Source organism: Acinetobacter sp. Leaf130, assembly GCF_001423205.1.
Lineage (GTDB): Bacteria > Pseudomonadota > Gammaproteobacteria > Pseudomonadales > Moraxellaceae > Acinetobacter > Acinetobacter calcoaceticus.
In genome coordinates this window covers 236,737-253,450 of the sequence record NZ_LMOE01000006.1, presented here as the reverse complement: position 1 = coordinate 253,450, position 16,714 = coordinate 236,737, and the positions used below count along the sequence as shown (strand labels likewise).

Here is a 16,714-nt window from a genome sequence, read left to right as displayed (position 1 = left end):
CCTTCATGCTTTTTTACTCTTTTAGCGTCTATCTAAAGGGGTGGTCCTATGTATTACTCTCTACTTTCAATTGCTCTAGGTTCCGTTCTAGGGGCGTGGTTACGTTGGTTTTTAGGCTTAAAACTCAATCCGATTTATCCTCAAATTCCACTAGGTACCGTCACTGTTAATTTAGTGGGTGGGTTTATTATTGGTTTTGCGATTGCTTACTTTGCTCATAGCGATTTAAGTCCCAACTATAAACTTTTTGTGATTACTGGTTTCTGTGGTGCTTTAACCACCTTTTCAACATTCTCGATTGAGATTGTCACTTTGTTGCAAAGTGGTAAATTGGGAATGGCGATGTTGGGGATTTCTATTCATTTAATCGGGTCGTTAATTTTTACGTGTTTGGGGTTAGCGACTTATTATTGGGTAGCAGGCAACTGATTATTCAGATGTTTAAGGCACAATATATATGGCACGGCCTCTGTTTTACGTTATTCTCCAGCACTATTTGTATAGGCATACCTTACTTTTGAAAGATCAAAAGTAAGCAAAAATCTTTTGTTTCGCTGATGCTACATCCTTATAGCACAGCGAAACAGCGGCATCCTTGCCGCTTGTCACGATAGTAAATGACTAATTATTATTTAAATTATAAAAAGAAAATTATCTGATTTATTCTTTGATTTGATACGCGTTAAAGTCATCAACAGCCTGACTGAAATCAGAGATATATTGTTTTTGCAAAATATTGGATAAGTGCAAACAGATAACAGGTTCTGTTGATGAAAATGGTTTTGCCTACTTTTCCCAAAAGAAAAGTAGGTCGAGCCGAAGGCTAATCTAGATATAAAATCTAACTGAAAAAACTCTGTTGTGACAATCCTATGATTTGAGGGATTACCTAATAAAGCTTATTATTTTTCAGCTAAAGCCTGACCTTCAAACTTCACACCATCCCAACCATTTTGCATAAACTGACGAATATTTTGATGGTCAGTTCCCTCTGGGGTAGCCAATACAGATGCATAGTGTTCGGCAAATAAACTTAAAGTTTGTGCTTGGTCTAAATCTTGTAATTTGGCAAAAGAGAAAACTTTTGCACTGCCTTGATTTTCAGTAGCAGCATTATGCTGTGCGCCATTTTGAAAAGCTGTTGGAGTATGTTGGTAGCGTGCTTCAATATGAGCTAAAACGTCTGAAAACTTTGCTGTGCCTGCTTGTAATTGGGCAAGTAACTCTTGTGCCATTATCTTAAACTTCCTATCAAATGAGGGTTTAAGCATAGCATCGAATAGAAGCTTTGAAAGCTTGGAGAATACAAAAAATTGATGAGTTGTGGAAAAAATAAGAATAGTTTTTAAATAAGTTGTGGATAAGTTCTCTTTTATACACAACATAAAAAGATCGAAAAAACGGACATAAAAAAAGAAGCCTAAGTGGAGGAGATAGTCTTAGGCTTCCAATGATTTAAGTGTATTGATCAAACCTTAACGTAAGATTAACTCTTACGATTAAAGCGAGCGAAACGTTTATTAAAGGTTGCAACACGGCCTTCGTTACTTGCTTGACGTACTTCACCTGTGTAGAAAGGGTGTGATGCACTTGAAATATCAAGGGTAACATAAGGATAGACTTGACCTTGATATTCTTTAGTTTGTTTCGTCTGGAGAGTACTGCCAATTAAGAAGTACACATCTGCATTGGTATCATGAAATAACACTTGTTGATAAGCAGGATGAATATCTTTACGCATGAGAGATTGTCCTAAATTATTTTTGATTTAGGAAATGTTATAACATAACAATTAAAAAGTCAATGTACACCCTAAAGGTCACACTGACTTAAAATTTAATTAGCTAGATGGTGGGACCAGTTCTTCAAATAAATCACTGAGATTGTCATGTACTTTTAAGTGAATCAGGTTCCAGTAGTGTCCTGAAATTGTTCTATTGACCATCAGCGTATCTGGTGAAGGTTTAAAGACATCCCAATACTTCAAAGATTTTTTCACAAGTAACATGCCATCATGATGTGATGAGTTCTCGGCAAAATCATAAGTGGTATTAAGCGGGCGTAATAACACTTCAATCCATAGCTTATACAGATCACTTGGGAACTTGCCTTTTTCAGCAAGGGAATGTAGTTCGAGTAGCTCTGTTTCAATCAGATCAATATTTTCATGGCGAGCTGCATTCACTAAACGCTTGAAGTGCTGAACGATTTCATTTGAAAGGGTTTTAACACTACCATAGTCATAAATAATTACACTGCCGTCTTGGCGGAAAGCGAAATTTCCAGGGTGAGGGTCACAGTGAAAACGTTTTAAGAAGAACATTTCTTGACCTAAAGCACGTATTAGGCGGTTTCCAATTGTATTTCGAATTTCGAGCGGCCAAGAACTTGCAGTTTCAATGCTGTCACCTTGTTCGAGGCTTAGGGTCAAAATACGTCTTGAAGAGTAATCTTTATAAACAGTTGGAATGATAATTTTGTTATCTAACTGGCTATGGAATGTTTTAAAGACCTCAAGATTTTGAGCTTCAATTTCATAATTGAGTTCTGCTGAAAGGCTATCCTGAATTTCTGCAAAAAGCTGATCTTGCAACTTTTTATCAATTTTAAGTACACCCATTAAGCGAAGGGCTAAACGTACTTGTTTTAAGTCACTTTCACAGGCTTCATCAACACCCGGATATTGCACTTTAACCACGACTTGTTCGCCACTAGGCAGAGTAGCTTTGTGAACTTGCCCAATCGATGCAGCAGCAAAAGGTTCACTATCAAAAGATTTAAAAGCCACATTAAGCGGTTTTCCAAGCTCTCGTTCAATTTGCTGCTGAATCGCGGCAAAAGGCATAGCTGGCGCTTGGCGTTGTAGCTTTGAAATTGCTTTAGCGACCTCGGGCGGGAAAATATCTTTATATTGTGATGCAATTTGCCCGACTTTCATGACGGCACCTTTCATTTCTCCTAAGGTGTCGGCAATTTGCAAACCAATATCCTGAAATAATTTGGTTTTTGAAGCCAGCTTTTGTTCTTCATCTGCGGTCAAGTTTCGAATCGAGTTAGAAACGGTTTTCGTTGCAATGCTCGCGGTCATTCCTGCAAGTTTCATAAAACGTTTGCCTGGTGAACTTGCATTCTTTGCCATATCTTCGATACCTCATTGACTACAACATAATATTGCCTAGTTTTGATCATAGGTGACAAAGCTTAAAAAACCTATACGAAATTGTTTATCTCATGTAAGAAAATTTTCGAAAAACAAAATGTTATTTTTATAGTAAAAAATATGAAAAGCTTGTGAAAATCCATTTCATAAACAAAGCTTTAATATCTATAAAGTCTCTATTTTTTTAGTGCTAATGTGAATGACAGGTTAAATAAATATAGAGATAACAAAAGCGATGACAAGTTTAAATTCGGCCCATGGACGATCTCAAGCGGTTCCTTTATCTGTATTTGAGCAGTCGAAAGATGCACATATTATTCGCTCCGATGAAGAGGCAATTGAGGTTGCAAAACAACTTGCCCAAGAGTTTGCACAAGAGGCATCAGAGCGAGACAGAGAGCGCCGTTTACCCTTAAATGAAATTCAACAGTTCTCACAAAGTGGCTTATGGGCCATTACAGTTCCTAAGCAGTTTGGTGGTGCACAAGTCAAATATCGAACCTTGGCTGAAGTCATAAAAACCATTGCGAGTGTTGATCCATCCCTTGCGCAGCTTCCTCAAAATCATTTGGCTTTTATTGAACATTTACGTCTTGATGCAGGCCCAGAACAACAACAGTTTTTCTTTAATTTAGTGTTGAGAGGTATTCGTTTTGGAAATGCCTTTTCGGAAAAACATAGTAAAACGGTTGCTGACCTCACTACAACATTACGAAAGACTGAGCATGGTTATGAAATTAATGGCAAGAAGTTCTTTGCAACAGGCGCATTACTCGCACATTGGATTCCGATTGTCGCGGTGAATGAACAAGGGCAGCCTTATGCAGCACTAGTCCCTCGGGAAACTTCAGGGGTGAATATTATTAATGACTGGTCTGGTTTTGGGCAACGAACTACAGCCAGTGGCACTGTTGAACTTAATCAGGTTCCAGTACGTGAAGAATACTTAGTTCCGATTTATCAAGCTTTCGAGCGACCAACACCAGCGGGAGCAATTTCACAGTTTATTCAAGCTGCTGTCGATGCAGGTATTGCGCGTGGTGCAATTGAAGAAACAATTCACTATGTCAAAAATCATAGCCGCGCATGGGTCGATTCAGGTCTGGAAAAAGCGAGCGATGATCCATACACGATTGCAAACATTGGCGATTTAAAAATAAAACTGCGTGCAGCAGAAGCCGTATTGGATTTGGCAGGAGATGCGATTGATCAGGCAATTGCCGACACGACTGAAGAACATGTAAACCAAGCCACCTTACTGGTTGCCGAAGCAAAAGTACTCACCACAGAAGTTGCAATTTTAGCTGCCAATAAGCTTTTTGAATTGTCGGGAACGCGCTCCACTTTATCTGAGCTTAATCTGGATCGCCATTGGCGTAATGCACGTACCCACACCTTGCATGATCCGGTGCGCTGGAAATATCACATTGTCGGTAATTATTACCTCAATGGTGTCCATCCGCCTCGTCATGCATGGAGCTAAATTGAAGAGAAAATAAGATTAGGAGAATAAAGATGACGATTACTCAAATTGAATTAGAAGAACTGTCTGTAGGCGCTGATTATGAAAAGGTAGCAAGCAGATTTCGTCCAGTTTTTGAAAAAATTGCTCAAGGTGCAATTCAACGAGAAAAAGAACGAATCTTACCTTTTGAACCGATTCAGTGGTTAAAAGAACTGAAATTAGGTGCGGTACGTGTACCTGTTAAATATGGTGGAGATGGGGTGTCATTACCGCAACTTTTCCAGCTTTTAGCAGAGTTAGCACAAGCAGACTCGAATATTGTGCAAGCTTTGCGTGGACACTTCGCTTTTGTTGAAGACCGTTTAGTTGCCCATAAAGAGCATTCGCAGGAAGTTTGGTTTCAGCGTTTTGTACAAGGTGATTTGGTCGGGAACGCATGGACCGAAGTTGGAAATGTACAGATAGGTGATGTGGTTACACGAGTTACCAAAGATGCTTCGGGCAACTTGGTGGTGAATGGTGAAAAGTACTATTCAACTGGAAGTATCTTTGCAGACTGGATAGACCTATTTGCTTATGATGAAGTGAATGACCGCCATGTAATTGCTGCTATTTATCGCCATGAAACAGGGGTAAGTGTGATTGATGATTGGGATGGTTTTGGTCAAAAGACAACGGGCAGTGGCACCTTAAAAGTACATCAGGTTCATTTGCCAGCTTCACATCTCATTCCATTTGACCAACGTTTTAAATATCAGACTGCTTTTTATCAGGTCGTACACCTAGCAACCTTAACTGGGATTGCACAGGCAGCTGTAGAAACTTTTAGTCAAGAAATACGTGAGCGAAAACGTATTTTTAGCCATGGTAATGGTGATCTGGTTCGTCACGATCCACAAGTTTTACAAGTGGTGGGTAAAGCCTCTGCTCAAGCCTACGCAAGTCAGGCGATTACCTTAAAAACAGCAGAAGCTTTACAAAAGGCTTATGAAAGTCACTTTAGTGAGTTAGAGGTGAAAGAACATCAGTTTAATGTAGATGCTGAGCTTGAGTCCGCACAAGGGCAGGTAGTAATTTCTAACTTGGTACTGGATTTAACCAGCCAATTATTTAATGCTTTAGGCGCATCGGCAAGTAGTCAGGTCAAGCAACTCGACCGCTTCTGGCGTAATGCGCGAACAGTGTCTTCACATAATCCACTTATCTATAAAGAAAAAGTGATTGGAGATTGGGAAGTGAACCGTACTGATTTGCCTTTTGTCTGGCAAATTGGAGCAAGCCCACGGGCAAAATCTGCATAGTGTAAAAGAGCCGATATTTTATCGGCTCTTTTTATTAGGTTTGGCTTAAGCGTTTGGTGTTGATGTACAACCGCGAAAGTAATAAGACACAGGCAATGCTTAAACCAATAATTAAGCCTAGCCACACACCAGCTACGCCCCAATGGGTATAGCGAGCTAAATAGAGACCGATTGGAAAAGCAATCACCCAATATGCCATGAGCGTAATCCACATCGGTGCTTGAGTATCTTGCATACCTCTTAAACAGCCTGCGGCACTTACTTGTAACGCATCCATCAACTGATATGCCATTGCAAACCAGAGTAAATACATCGCAACAGGAGCTACGGTTAAGTCTTGAGTATAAATCGAGATAATTTGTTCACGGCCTAGAGCAATAAAAGTCATGGTTAATATGGCAAAAAATATTGCTGTGCTCAGGCCAATCTTTTGTACCTGATACATTGCAGCCCAGTTCTTTTCACCATAATAAGTACCGACACGGATGGTTAAGGCAATGGCTAGGGAAAGTGGAATCATAAACAGCACAGAGGTGACTGAAATTGCCACTTGGTGTGCAGCAATAAACACTTCACCAAGTGGGCTAAGGACCAATGCACCTGTACTAAAAATACTAATCTCAAAGAACACAGCTAAACCGATTGGTAGACCAAGCTGTAAAATTCTTTTAACCCAAGCCATATTAATTTTATCAAATCGGCCAAAAATAGACGTGTTTCGATAAGCTGAGGCTTTATAAATATAGCCAGCTAAAGTAATCAGCATTAGCCACTGTAAAATGGATGTTGCAAAACCACAGCCCGCGCTACCTAATGCAGGTATTGGTCCTAATCCATGCATAAAAATCATGTTAAGAGGGATCAATACAACTAAAGCTAACATGCTAATAGCCGTGACAGGGCGTGGATGGCCTAATGCTTCTGAATAGCCACGTAGCGCTGCGTACATAGTCACAGCTGGCATACCTAAACCAATTGCATGCAAGAATAGACTTGCTTTAGGTCGTAAGCTCTCTGGTACACCGAACACATGTAAGAAAAAAGGCATAAGCTGCAAAATGAGCATTGCCAGTACACCTAAAATGACGGCAACCCACAATGACTGACGAACAACGACAGGGATCTGCTCTGTATTTCTTGCGCCTTTTGCTTCGGCTACCAAGGGTGTAGTTGCAATCATAATGCCGCTGAACAGGAGCATGATTGGAACCCATAAACCGACCCCTACAGCAATTGCTGCTAAATCGGTTGCGGATAAATGCCCAGCCATAATAGTGTCAATTAATCCAAAGCCTGCTTGAGCAAACTGGGTAATTAAAATCGGTAGCATTAAGTGGAAGAGTTGTTTTAGTTCAGACCGAAAAGATGTGACATTCGACACAAAAGGTACTCTTTATAAATATAAAAATGAAGCTACCGTTGCAAAGTGAGTAGCACACCGACAAAGATGATGACTCCACCAAGAAACCGTTGCCATGTAACAGGTGTCTTTTCTGTGCCCAACCAACCAAAATGGTCAAGCAACATTGAAATGAGCAATTGCCCAAAAATGACTAAACCTGAAAAGGTTAAAAAACCAAGTTTAGGTGCAGTATAAATGCTCATGCTAATTGCATAAACCCCAAGAAATCCCCCAGTCCATAGAATCCATGGAATATTTGATATTTCACTTAAAGTTGGCTTCTCGGCACTTTGAAAGAAAACCATGATTGCTAAAACAATAGTTCCTACTAAAAAGGATAAGAGGGCTGCTTGTAAAGGGGTGTGCAACTGTTCTCTGAGTTGGGTATTGATGGCAGTTTGAAAAGCCATGGCAATGCCGATTCCCAGAGCTAAGGGCAAAAATAGGAAAAATTGGCTAGAGAATTTCATCATTTTTATCAGTATTTAAGTATGTTTAAAAACAGTCTAAAGCAATTAAGGTATGTTTTCATAAGCCCATTGATGCAGTCATGTTAAAATAGAAATATTGTGTAAATTGGACCTGTTCCTTGGCTGTATTAAACCCTGCTTCTATCCCTTTATCTTTATATATCCATATGCCTTGGTGTGTGCGTAAATGTCCATATTGTGACTTTAACTCGCATGCCGTACCAGACGGAGCACTTTCTTCAGAACTCGAGCAAACCTATTTAAAAGCGTTGGTAGCCGACTTTGAAACTCAACTAGAGATGGCACAGGGGCGTTCGATTCACAGTGTATTCATTGGGGGAGGAACGCCTTCCCTGATTTCAGCACAGGGTTATGTGTGGCTATTTGCAGAGCTTAAGTCATTGCTTAAGTTTGAAGATGGCTGTGAAATTACCTTAGAGGCAAATCCAGGAACGGTAGAGCATGACCCGTTTGCAGGATATTTAGAGGCAGGCATTAACCGTTTGTCTATTGGAGTCCAGAGCTTTGATACCAATCATTTGCAAAAGCTTGGACGTATTCATTCTGCAAATAATGCAATTGAAGCGATTCAACAAGCAAAACAGGCTGGCTTTAAGCGAGTGAATGTAGACTTAATGCATGGTTTACCTGAGCAAACGCTAGAACAGGCGCTTTACGATCTACAGTTAGCTGTAGAAAGTGGCGCAACACATATTAGTTGGTATCAACTCACTATTGAACCTAATACCGTTTTCTTTCGTACCCAACCTGTTCTACCGCAGGATGAAATGCTAGAAGACATTCAAGAGCAGGGTGAGGCATATCTTAAGGCAAATGGTTTTATAAACTATGAAGTTTCGGCATGGCGTAAAGAGCTGCCTTCAACACACAACTTAAATTATTGGGAATTTGGTGATTATCTTGCGATTGGTGCGGGTGCACATGGCAAAGTTACACGACCAGATGGAGTGTATCGTTTCCAAAAAACTCGTTTGCCGAAAGACTATTTAGCCAAGGTTCCAGCTGAACATTTGCAAATGAAAAAGATTGAGGCAGAAGAGTTGCCATTCGAGTTTATGATGAATGCTTTGCGTTTAAATGATGGTGTCAAAGCTGAGTTATATGAACAGCGTACAGGTTTAAGCTTGGATGACCTAAATGAGGTACTCACATCTCTACGAGCTAGAAAACTACTGGTAGATGATGTTTCCCGTTTAGCTTGTACTGAGCAAGGCCATATTTTCTTAAACTCAGTGCTTGAAGAGTTTTTATAATTAAGCAAAGCAAAAGCCGCATCATCAGATGCGGCTTTTTTTGATTTTAGCGAGTGGTATAACCACCATTTGCAAAAATAGTTTGACCCGTAATCCACCAACCATCGGTCACCAAAAAGCGTACTAATGGCTCAATATCTTCAATTTTGGTGAGCCCACCTAAAGCTGAAGCCGATTTATGATAAGCGACTGCTTCGGCAGATTCCTGACCATAAAAGAAAGGTGTATCCATAGGCCCCGGTGCAACAGCAGTCACAGAAATCTGACGATCTCCAAATTCTTTTGATGCAGCGCGGGTGTAATGCTCAACAGGGGCTTTTAAGCCTTCATAGGTTGAGTACAGCCCAGTGTAAGCTGCAAGAAGCGAAGTCACGATTGAACAGATCTTGCCGCCGTCATTTAAATGCCGACCAGCGGATTGAATAAAGAAATAGGCAATTTTTGAGTTGATATCGCTCATACTATCAAACTCTTGTTCTGTGGTTTCCAAGAAGGATTTTTTCAAAACCTTACCAACCGTATTAATAGCAATATCAATTCCACCAAAATGCTGTTTGGTGTCTAAGAAGAGCTTTTCGATATTATCAATATGCGTTAAGTCTGCCTGAATTAAAACGGCATCTACGCCTAAAGCTGTTACATCTGCGAGCGTCTGCTCAGCATCTGCCTGAGTTTCCGAACTATTGTAGTGAATTGCGATTTTTGCACCTTGTTCTGCAAATTTACGGCTAATGAGTCCACCTAAGTTTTTTGCACCGCCTGTAATCAGTACAACTTTATCTTTAAGAGTATGAGTTGCCATGATGATTGTTCCTATGATGACTTGTTCTAATGTATTTTTAGTCTAGATTGGCGGTAATTTTTGATCAATTATGCTAGTTTGGTTTAACTATTCAGAAAATACGAACAATTAAATGGATCGGTTGCAGCAGTTTTTTATTTTTACAGAAGTTGCTAAACGACAAAGCTTTAGTGAAGTGGCAAATCAGCTCGATTTACCCCGCTCGACAGTGACCAGTGCAATTCAACAACTTGAAACTCACTATGGTGTTCGGCTATTTCATCGCACCACTCGTAAAGTAAGTCTTACGCAAGATGGGCAAAGGATATTGCCCGAATGTCAAAATCTATTATTTGATTATGAGCAGCTCGAACAGCTAATACAGACACAAAAGCAGCATTATCGTGGCACGCTAAAAATTTCAATGCCCAGCCGAATCGTACATCAAGTGATTATTCCAGAACTTCCAGATTTTTATAGCCGCTATCCAGACATTCATTTACAACTAAATAGCTCTGATGACATCACTGACTTGATCGAGAAAGGGATTGATTGTGTTGTTCGGGTAGGGCAGCTAGACAATAGTAGTTTGATCGCGAAGTTCGTTGGTAACTTGATTATGGTGAACTGTGCAAGTCCCCATTATTTAGAACAATACGGTATTCCTGAACAATTAGAAGATCTATCTCAGCACAAACTCGTTAACTATGCCGGACCCGTAGGGGAAAAACAGGGGGTATTTTTATATCAAGATGGAACAGTGATGATGGACAGTGCTTTAAGTGTAAATAATACAGAAGCCTATATTGCAGCAGCTTGTGCAGGTTTGGGAATTATTCAACTACCTTACTATGATGTTCAGGATAAAATTGAGCAAGGAACTCTGGTTGAAGTGCTAAGTGCATGTACTGTTCAATCTTTGCCACTTAATATTTTATATCCGAACCGAAGTTATATTCCTAAACGGTTAGAAATTTTTATGGAATGGATTAAAGATGTTCTATATAAGAGATGCATCGTCATCTTTTAGTCATGAAACTAAAATACGATAACAATAAAAAAGCCTCTCGAACTGAGAGGCTTTTTAGAATTTGGTGGGTCGTCCGCGATTCGAACGCGGGACCAACGGATTAAAAGTCCGCTGCTCTACCAGCTGAGCTAACGACCCAAATAGGTCAAAACAGATAAGTGGTGGGTCGTCCGCGACTCGAACGCGGGACCAACGGATTAAAAGTCCGCTGCTCTACCAACTGAGCTAACGACCCGTATCGTTTTGATGTCGCGTATTTTAGCAAGTTATTCAACTAACACAAGAGGTAAATCAAAAACATTTGCATGATTGCCTATAAAAAGCACGATTTCCTCTTGTTTAGCTAAAAAATGAACTAAAAACGGTATTTATATGCCTGAATGTTGTCAAAAATTTCAGTTGTGACATCACAATAACTGCTCGCACCAGGTAATAAAGCGAGTAAACGTTCAGAAGTTTTGCCTGGATTAAACGAATCTTCCTTCAATTTATTCTTTTGATATTTAAAAGTACCTGTTGTTTCAACTTTAGCTTGCACACGTAAAAATACGGGTACTGCGTAAGCCGGTAGGCATTTTTTAAATATCGTCACCATTTCTGTTAAATCAGACTCATTTAACTCGGCCCCATCAGCAAGTGTGATTGCTGCCATACCAGCACGACCATTGGTATTTGGAATTTCTACACCATAGACCACTGCTTCAGCGATCTTGTCGTATTCACAAACCATGTTCTCAACTTCAGTCGTAGATACATTTTCGCCTTTCCAGCGGAAAGTATCTCCTAAACGATCAACAAACTGGGCATGACGGAAACCAATATTACGAACAAGGTCACCTGTGTTGAAATATGAATCACCTTTTTTAAAGACATCTTTCATAATCACAGATTTATTCTTTTCTGGGTCTGTATAGCCGTCAAAAGGCGAGCGACTGGTAATTTTACCAACCAGCAAACCGATTTCACCTGCTTTAACTTTTTTACACCAACCATTTTTATCGCGTACAGGTTCGTTTTTCTCTTTATCAAACTGAATGACCGCGTATGGCATAGGAGAGAAGCCGACTGTGTTGTCAAAGTTAAAAATATTACTAAACCCGACATTGCCCTCACTTGATGCATAAAGCTCAAGAACTTCTTGGACACCAAAACGTTGTTTGAACTTATCCCAGATATTTGGACGCATGCCATTACCGATCATTTTGGTTACGCGGTGAGCACGGTCAATTTCTGTAGTAGGAGCATCCATTAAGTAGCGGCAAAGCTCTCCTACATATCCAATTGCCGAGGCATTAAATTTCTGAACATCTTTCCAGAACGCGCTGGTTGAATATTTACGTCGAATTGCAAGGGTAGAACTTCCCGCAATCACCCCGCACCAGCAAACTACGACACCCGTTGCATGGTAAAGCGGTAAGGTTACATACATCACATCATCTGGACCAAGGTTTAAAATGTGACCATAAGTGCCATATGCGAGCGTCCAACGACTGTGCTTGAAAATAACAGCCTTTGGTAAGCCTGTTGTGCCCGAGGTATAAATATAAAACAGGCCATCATTCCCATGAACAGACTGGGTAGTTGAAGGGTTAAATTTTGGAAATTGATCAATTTCTATTGCAAGATTGGCATAACCTTGAGGTGCTGTTCCTGCATCTTGACGTGTAGCCTGATCTGCAAACCAATGGAAACGGTCTTTAGGAACATTTAGGTCCTGACGAATTTCATCAATTACTGCGCGAACTTCTTCACCTGCAATGACGGCAATTGGTTTGACAAGATTGATACTATGAGCGAGGACTTTACCGACTTGAGAGGTATTAACAAGCGCAATAGTTACCCCAATTTTAGCTAAGCCTACAATCGTGGCAATAAGTTCAGAACGGTTCTCAACCATTACGGCAATCACGTCACCTTTACGTGCGCCGAGAGAGAGATAGTAATGAGAAATCTGGTTAGCCCATTCGTTTAAAGCTTCATATGAGTAACTTTGATCTTCAAATAATAATGCAATACCTTGCGGATTTCGCTTAACAGCTTTTTCAAAAGCTACACCTAATCCCGTTGGTGTATTTGCTGTTCTTAAGTAAGCCTGTTTAAGACCATTCAGGATATGGGGTACTTTGGGGATGAAGCTAGGAAGTCTTGTTGCAACATCACCAAGCGTAATGATATCGGTCTGTGTTGTCTGGCTCATATCAATCCTATTTATTTTTCGATCAATCCAAAAAAGGTTGCGTTGGCAAAAGTACAGTATTTTTCATGGTTCACCATGCTTTTAAAACTTTTCTTCTAGTGCAATCAACCTAATTGGTTAAAAATAACAAAAAAAACCTAGTCATCGAAATGACTAGGTTTGTTTAAATTAGCTGCAATTGAGCAAATGATTTACTCAGCTACAGGATTTGCTTTCTTTGGTGGACGACCACGAGGACGACGAGGAGGGCGATTTGGTTTGTCCAGATCTGCCTTAGAATCTTCTGATTCAACCTCTGCATTAGCTTCTACGGGTGCTACAGCTTGTTCAGTGGCTGCTTTAGCTTTTGCTCTCGGTTGTTTGACAGCCGGAGCTTCAACCACCGTTGTCGCTGGTGCTTCTTCTGCGTTTGTTTCACTTTGCGCTACTTCAGTCACCTGATCAAGCTCAAGCGGTTGTTGTTTTGACTCAACAGGTGCTTGCGTTTCAGCAACAGGAGCAACAACAGTTTCTTCAACAACCGGAGCTACAGGAGCAGCTTCTTCTGGTGCAGAGTGTTGTTGTTTAACTTGCTCAAAAGCTTGTTCAGCAGCAAGTTTTGCTAAACGACGGCGTTCACGTGGATCATTAGCAACACGTGGTGTCGACTCTTTTTGTGGCGTCAATGCGAGTACAGGCGCAGGCTCTGCTTCTTGTGACGGTTTGTTGCTTGGAAGCTCTGCATCACGAGTAACAGGCTTCTTGTCTTCAGCATCAGACGAGACTTCTGTTACTAGAGTACTTGCGTACTGTTCTGCAAATTTTAGCAATGCACGATTAAACGTTGGAACTAAACCAAACTGTTCAATCAATACTGTGCAGTCTTCACCATAAACATGACGAATCAAGCTACCAATTGTGTATTGCGCCAAAGTTGGAATTTGCGATGGGGCAATAGACGGTACCGCAGCTTTAGCACGTTTTGCGTTGCGTTGTTCACGGCGACGCATACGAGGATCATTACTCGCACGTTGAATTTGCGGTTGATTTTTGTTGTGTGCTGGAGGAGGAGTAATTTCTTCTGCTTCAGCAGTTACTGCCTCTTCTACAACAGCAACAGGTGCTGGAGCTGGCTCTTGAACGACTTCAACAACAGGTGCTGTTTCAGTACGTTTAACAGGCTGCTCAGGAGTTAAAGCGATAATTTCGCTTTGTGCCTGATCAACATTGATCACTAAGGCTGTATTCATGACTTCATGCTTTGGAGCATCAATCAAATCAACCTTAATTTGTTTCTCATCAACAACTACTGGTGCCGGCGCATTTTGATTTTCATTTAATACGCTTGGATCGCGGTGGCGATTTGGACGGTTCGGACGTTGTTGATTATTACGGTCACGACGCGGCACGGCATTTTCAGTTTGTTGTCCATCATTTTGATGTTGTGGATGTGGCTGATCAGAGTGCGGACGTTTTTGTTGACGTTTTAACTCACGTTGTTCTTGACGTGATAACTGTACAACTTCTTCATGAACCTGTTGTGGTTGTTGCTGCTGTTGTTGAGGCTCTTGAGTATGGTGATGTTGCTCACGTTGCTCTTTGTGCTTACGTTTTTTGTTGTTTGGACGTTGTTGTACTTTCTCGTCTTTTTCAACATTCTCACGAACTTCCTGTTTAGCAGGAGATTGCGAAATATAAGCATTGTTAGATGGCGCCGAAACAACTTCAGCGACTGCTGGTACTACGACTTGCCCAAACTGGCCACGGCTGACAGCGCCAGTATTCACCATTTGTTCAATTGACGCAGCAGCGTTCTGTGCCGAACGAGATTGGTCAACAGTTTTAGCTTGTTTTTGAACAAAAAGGTTCTCTAACCATGCACAAGGGCTCGCTGCTTTTTGAGTGCTTGGTTGAGCAGCAGAAGGTTGAGCTGGTTGATTTACTTTCTTTTGACCGGCTGTGTTGTTTGCAGCAGGAGCTGCATGAGTATGGCCATGATCGGCTTCTTCTAAATGCCATTCAGAAGATTCATAACCTAACTCTTTCTCGCTTGAACGAGTTGCTTCAGTACGCTCATAGCTAGATGGTGCAAATCCATCTGGATTGTACTGAATTTCATAGTGAGGTGTTTCTAAGTGCGGGTGAGGTAAAATAGTCACACGAACACTCGAAGTTTGTTCTAAATAAACAAGGCTATGGCGTTTTTCATTGAGTAAGAACGCTGCAATTTCAACAGGAACTTCTACTTGTACTTCACCATGACGTTCACGAAGTGCAATTTCTTCTACTTTACGCATAATTGAAAGCGAAAGTGAGCGTAAGTCACGGACCATACCTGTGCCATGACAGCGTGGGCAAACATATCCAGTTGCTTCTTCAAGTGATGGACGTAAGCGTTGACGGCTCATTTCCATTAAGCCAAAACGAGATAATTGGCCAAACTGGATACGTGCACGGTCGCTTTGTGTTGCTTCACGAAGTTTTGCTTCAACCATGCGTTGGTTGCGTTCTTTAGTCATGTCAATAAAGTCGATCACAACTAAACCGCCAATGTCACGAAGACGAAGTTGGCGAGCAATTTCTTCTGCTGCTTCTAGGTTTGTATTAAGTGCAGTTTCTTCAACGTCATGTCCACGAGTCGATTTCGCAGAGTTAATGTCGATTGAAACTAAAGCTTCAGTCTGGTCAATTACAATTGAACCACCAGAAGGAAGTTTTACTTCACGCTCGTAAGCAGTTTGAATTTGGCTTTCAATACCAAAATGAGCAAACAATGGCTCGTTTAAAGTATAAGTTTTAAGTTTGTCTAATTGACGAGGCATTACTGCTTTAACAAAGTTATAAGCTTCGTTATAGGCTTGTTCGCTATCAATTAAAATTTCTGCAACGTCATCACGTAAGTAATCGCGGATAGCACGAGTTACTACACCAGCTTCTTGGTGAACAAGCATTGGAGACGGACCAGAACTTGCTGTGCCTTGGATTTGTGCCCAAAGGTCAAGCAAATGCTGTAAATCTAACTGTAATTCTTCTTGGGTGCGGCCAATACCTGCGGTACGCACAATAACACTCATACCGCGAGGTAAATTTAAAGAAGCTAAAATTTCTTTTAATTCTTCACGTACAGAACCTGAAATTTGACGGCTAATACCACCGCCTTTCGGGTTGTTTGGCATAAGAACCAAATAACGTCCTGCAAGTGAAATGAATGTAGAAAGGGCTGCGCCTTTGTTACCACGTTCTTCTTTTTCAACCTGAACAAGTAATTCAGTACCTTCAGTGATGAGTTCACGAATGTTTGAAGTTTGTCGCGGGTCTGCTTGGAAATAGCTGTTCGCAATTTCACGCATAGACAAGAAGCCTTGACGGCCTGCGCCATATTCAACAAACACAGCTTCTAAAGAAGGTTCTACGCGGGTTACATGGCCTTTATAGATATTGGATTTTTTCTGTTCTCGGGTACGATTTTCTAAATCAAAATCGTAAAGACGATTACCAGTGATAAGTGCAACGCGGACTTCTTCTGCGTGAGTTGCATTAATCAACATACGTTTCATGGGTGTGACACCTAATAGTGACCCACACAAACATATCGCACAAACTTAAAGGTTCTGAACGAACATCGAACATGACGGATCATTTCCCAGATCTCAAA

Annotated in this window: 13 protein-coding genes, 2 tRNA genes and 1 pseudogene; 6 read left to right on the top strand and 10 right to left on the bottom strand. The window is 40.9% G+C overall.

Annotated features, from left to right (window positions below; genetic code table 11):
- Nucleotides 1-48 precede the first annotated feature (48 nt).
- Both crcB and ASF86_RS20280 read left to right on the top strand, forming a co-directional pair.
- The gene (gene crcB / locus ASF86_RS14220) at nucleotides 49-429 is read left to right on the top strand and encodes a fluoride efflux transporter CrcB (RefSeq protein ID WP_003654670.1); all 381 of its coding nucleotides are present in this window, start codon (nucleotides 49-51) and stop codon (nucleotides 427-429) included.
- Between the two features lie 219 nt (nucleotides 430-648).
- Nucleotides 649-744, top strand: a pseudogene (locus ASF86_RS20280) (hypothetical protein); the annotation flags it as partial.
- 158 nt (nucleotides 745-902) lie between these two features.
- Here ASF86_RS20280 and ASF86_RS14215 read toward each other — a convergent pair.
- The 3 genes from ASF86_RS14215 to ASF86_RS14205 all read right to left on the bottom strand — a co-directional run bounded on the left by ASF86_RS14215 (nucleotide 903) and on the right by ASF86_RS14205 (nucleotide 3,139).
- The gene (locus ASF86_RS14215; RefSeq protein WP_004640939.1) at nucleotides 903-1,235 is read right to left on the bottom strand and encodes a HopJ type III effector protein; all 333 of its coding nucleotides are present in this window, start codon (nucleotides 1,233-1,235) and stop codon (nucleotides 903-905) included.
- Between the two features lie 251 nt (nucleotides 1,236-1,486).
- The gene (locus tag ASF86_RS14210; protein WP_004640941.1) at nucleotides 1,487-1,741 is read right to left on the bottom strand and encodes a type B 50S ribosomal protein L31; all 255 of its coding nucleotides are present in this window, start codon (nucleotides 1,739-1,741) and stop codon (nucleotides 1,487-1,489) included.
- 99 nt (nucleotides 1,742-1,840) lie between these two features.
- Nucleotides 1,841-3,139 carry an ABC1 kinase family protein gene (locus ASF86_RS14205; RefSeq protein ID WP_005037091.1) on the bottom strand — a complete coding sequence of 433 codons (1,299 nt, stop codon included), beginning with the start codon at nucleotides 3,137-3,139 and terminating at the stop codon, nucleotides 1,841-1,843.
- 256 nt (nucleotides 3,140-3,395) lie between these two features.
- Here ASF86_RS14205 and ASF86_RS14200 point away from each other — a divergent pair, with 256 nt between their 5' ends.
- Nucleotides 3,396-4,643 carry an SfnB family sulfur acquisition oxidoreductase gene (locus ASF86_RS14200; RefSeq protein ID WP_056483038.1) on the top strand — a complete coding sequence of 416 codons (1,248 nt, stop codon included), beginning with the start codon at nucleotides 3,396-3,398 and terminating at the stop codon, nucleotides 4,641-4,643.
- Nucleotides 4,644-4,675: 32 nt separating this feature from the next.
- The gene (locus tag ASF86_RS14195; RefSeq protein ID WP_003654675.1) at nucleotides 4,676-5,926 is read left to right on the top strand and encodes an acyl-CoA dehydrogenase family protein; all 1,251 of its coding nucleotides are present in this window, start codon (nucleotides 4,676-4,678) and stop codon (nucleotides 5,924-5,926) included.
- Between the two features lie 34 nt (nucleotides 5,927-5,960).
- On the opposite strand, the gene abeM is transcribed toward ASF86_RS14195, so the two are convergent.
- A complete protein-coding gene (gene abeM, locus ASF86_RS14190; protein ID WP_003654676.1) occupies nucleotides 5,961-7,307 on the bottom strand; it encodes a multidrug efflux MATE transporter AbeM in 1,347 nt (448 codons plus the stop codon).
- 32 nt (nucleotides 7,308-7,339) lie between these two features.
- Complete coding sequence (locus ASF86_RS14185; RefSeq protein WP_005037083.1) at nucleotides 7,340-7,801, bottom strand: DMT family transporter; 462 nt, start codon at nucleotides 7,799-7,801, stop codon at nucleotides 7,340-7,342.
- A 116-nt stretch (nucleotides 7,802-7,917) separates the two neighbouring features.
- On the opposite strand from ASF86_RS14185, the gene hemW reads away from it, so the two are divergent.
- On the top strand, nucleotides 7,918-9,072 hold the full coding sequence (gene hemW, locus ASF86_RS14180; RefSeq protein WP_056483035.1) for a radical SAM family heme chaperone HemW: 1,155 nt from the start codon (nucleotides 7,918-7,920) through the stop codon (nucleotides 9,070-9,072).
- A 46-nt stretch (nucleotides 9,073-9,118) separates the two neighbouring features.
- Here hemW and ASF86_RS14175 read toward each other — a convergent pair whose 3' ends face one another.
- Nucleotides 9,119-9,874 carry an SDR family oxidoreductase gene (locus ASF86_RS14175; RefSeq protein WP_003654681.1) on the bottom strand — a complete coding sequence of 252 codons (756 nt, stop codon included), beginning with the start codon at nucleotides 9,872-9,874 and terminating at the stop codon, nucleotides 9,119-9,121.
- Between the two features lie 112 nt (nucleotides 9,875-9,986).
- Between ASF86_RS14175 and ASF86_RS14170 the strand changes: the two genes are divergently transcribed.
- Complete coding sequence (locus tag ASF86_RS14170) at nucleotides 9,987-10,883, top strand: LysR family transcriptional regulator (protein WP_056483032.1); 897 nt, start codon at nucleotides 9,987-9,989, stop codon at nucleotides 10,881-10,883.
- A gap of 62 nt (nucleotides 10,884-10,945) precedes the next feature.
- On the opposite strand, the gene ASF86_RS14165 is transcribed toward ASF86_RS14170, so the two are convergent.
- The 4 genes from ASF86_RS14165 to ASF86_RS14150 form a co-directional block, all read right to left on the bottom strand.
- A tRNA-Lys gene (locus tag ASF86_RS14165) sits at nucleotides 10,946-11,021 on the bottom strand.
- A gap of 21 nt (nucleotides 11,022-11,042) precedes the next feature.
- A tRNA-Lys gene (locus ASF86_RS14160) sits at nucleotides 11,043-11,118 on the bottom strand.
- A gap of 120 nt (nucleotides 11,119-11,238) precedes the next feature.
- Entirely contained in the window at nucleotides 11,239-13,080 is a 1,842-nt protein-coding gene (locus tag ASF86_RS14155) for a long-chain-acyl-CoA synthetase (RefSeq protein WP_056483030.1), read from the bottom strand.
- A 191-nt stretch (nucleotides 13,081-13,271) separates the two neighbouring features.
- Entirely contained in the window at nucleotides 13,272-16,616 is a 3,345-nt protein-coding gene (locus ASF86_RS14150) for an Rne/Rng family ribonuclease (protein WP_056483027.1), read from the bottom strand.
- Between the last annotated feature and the right edge of the window lie 98 nt (nucleotides 16,617-16,714).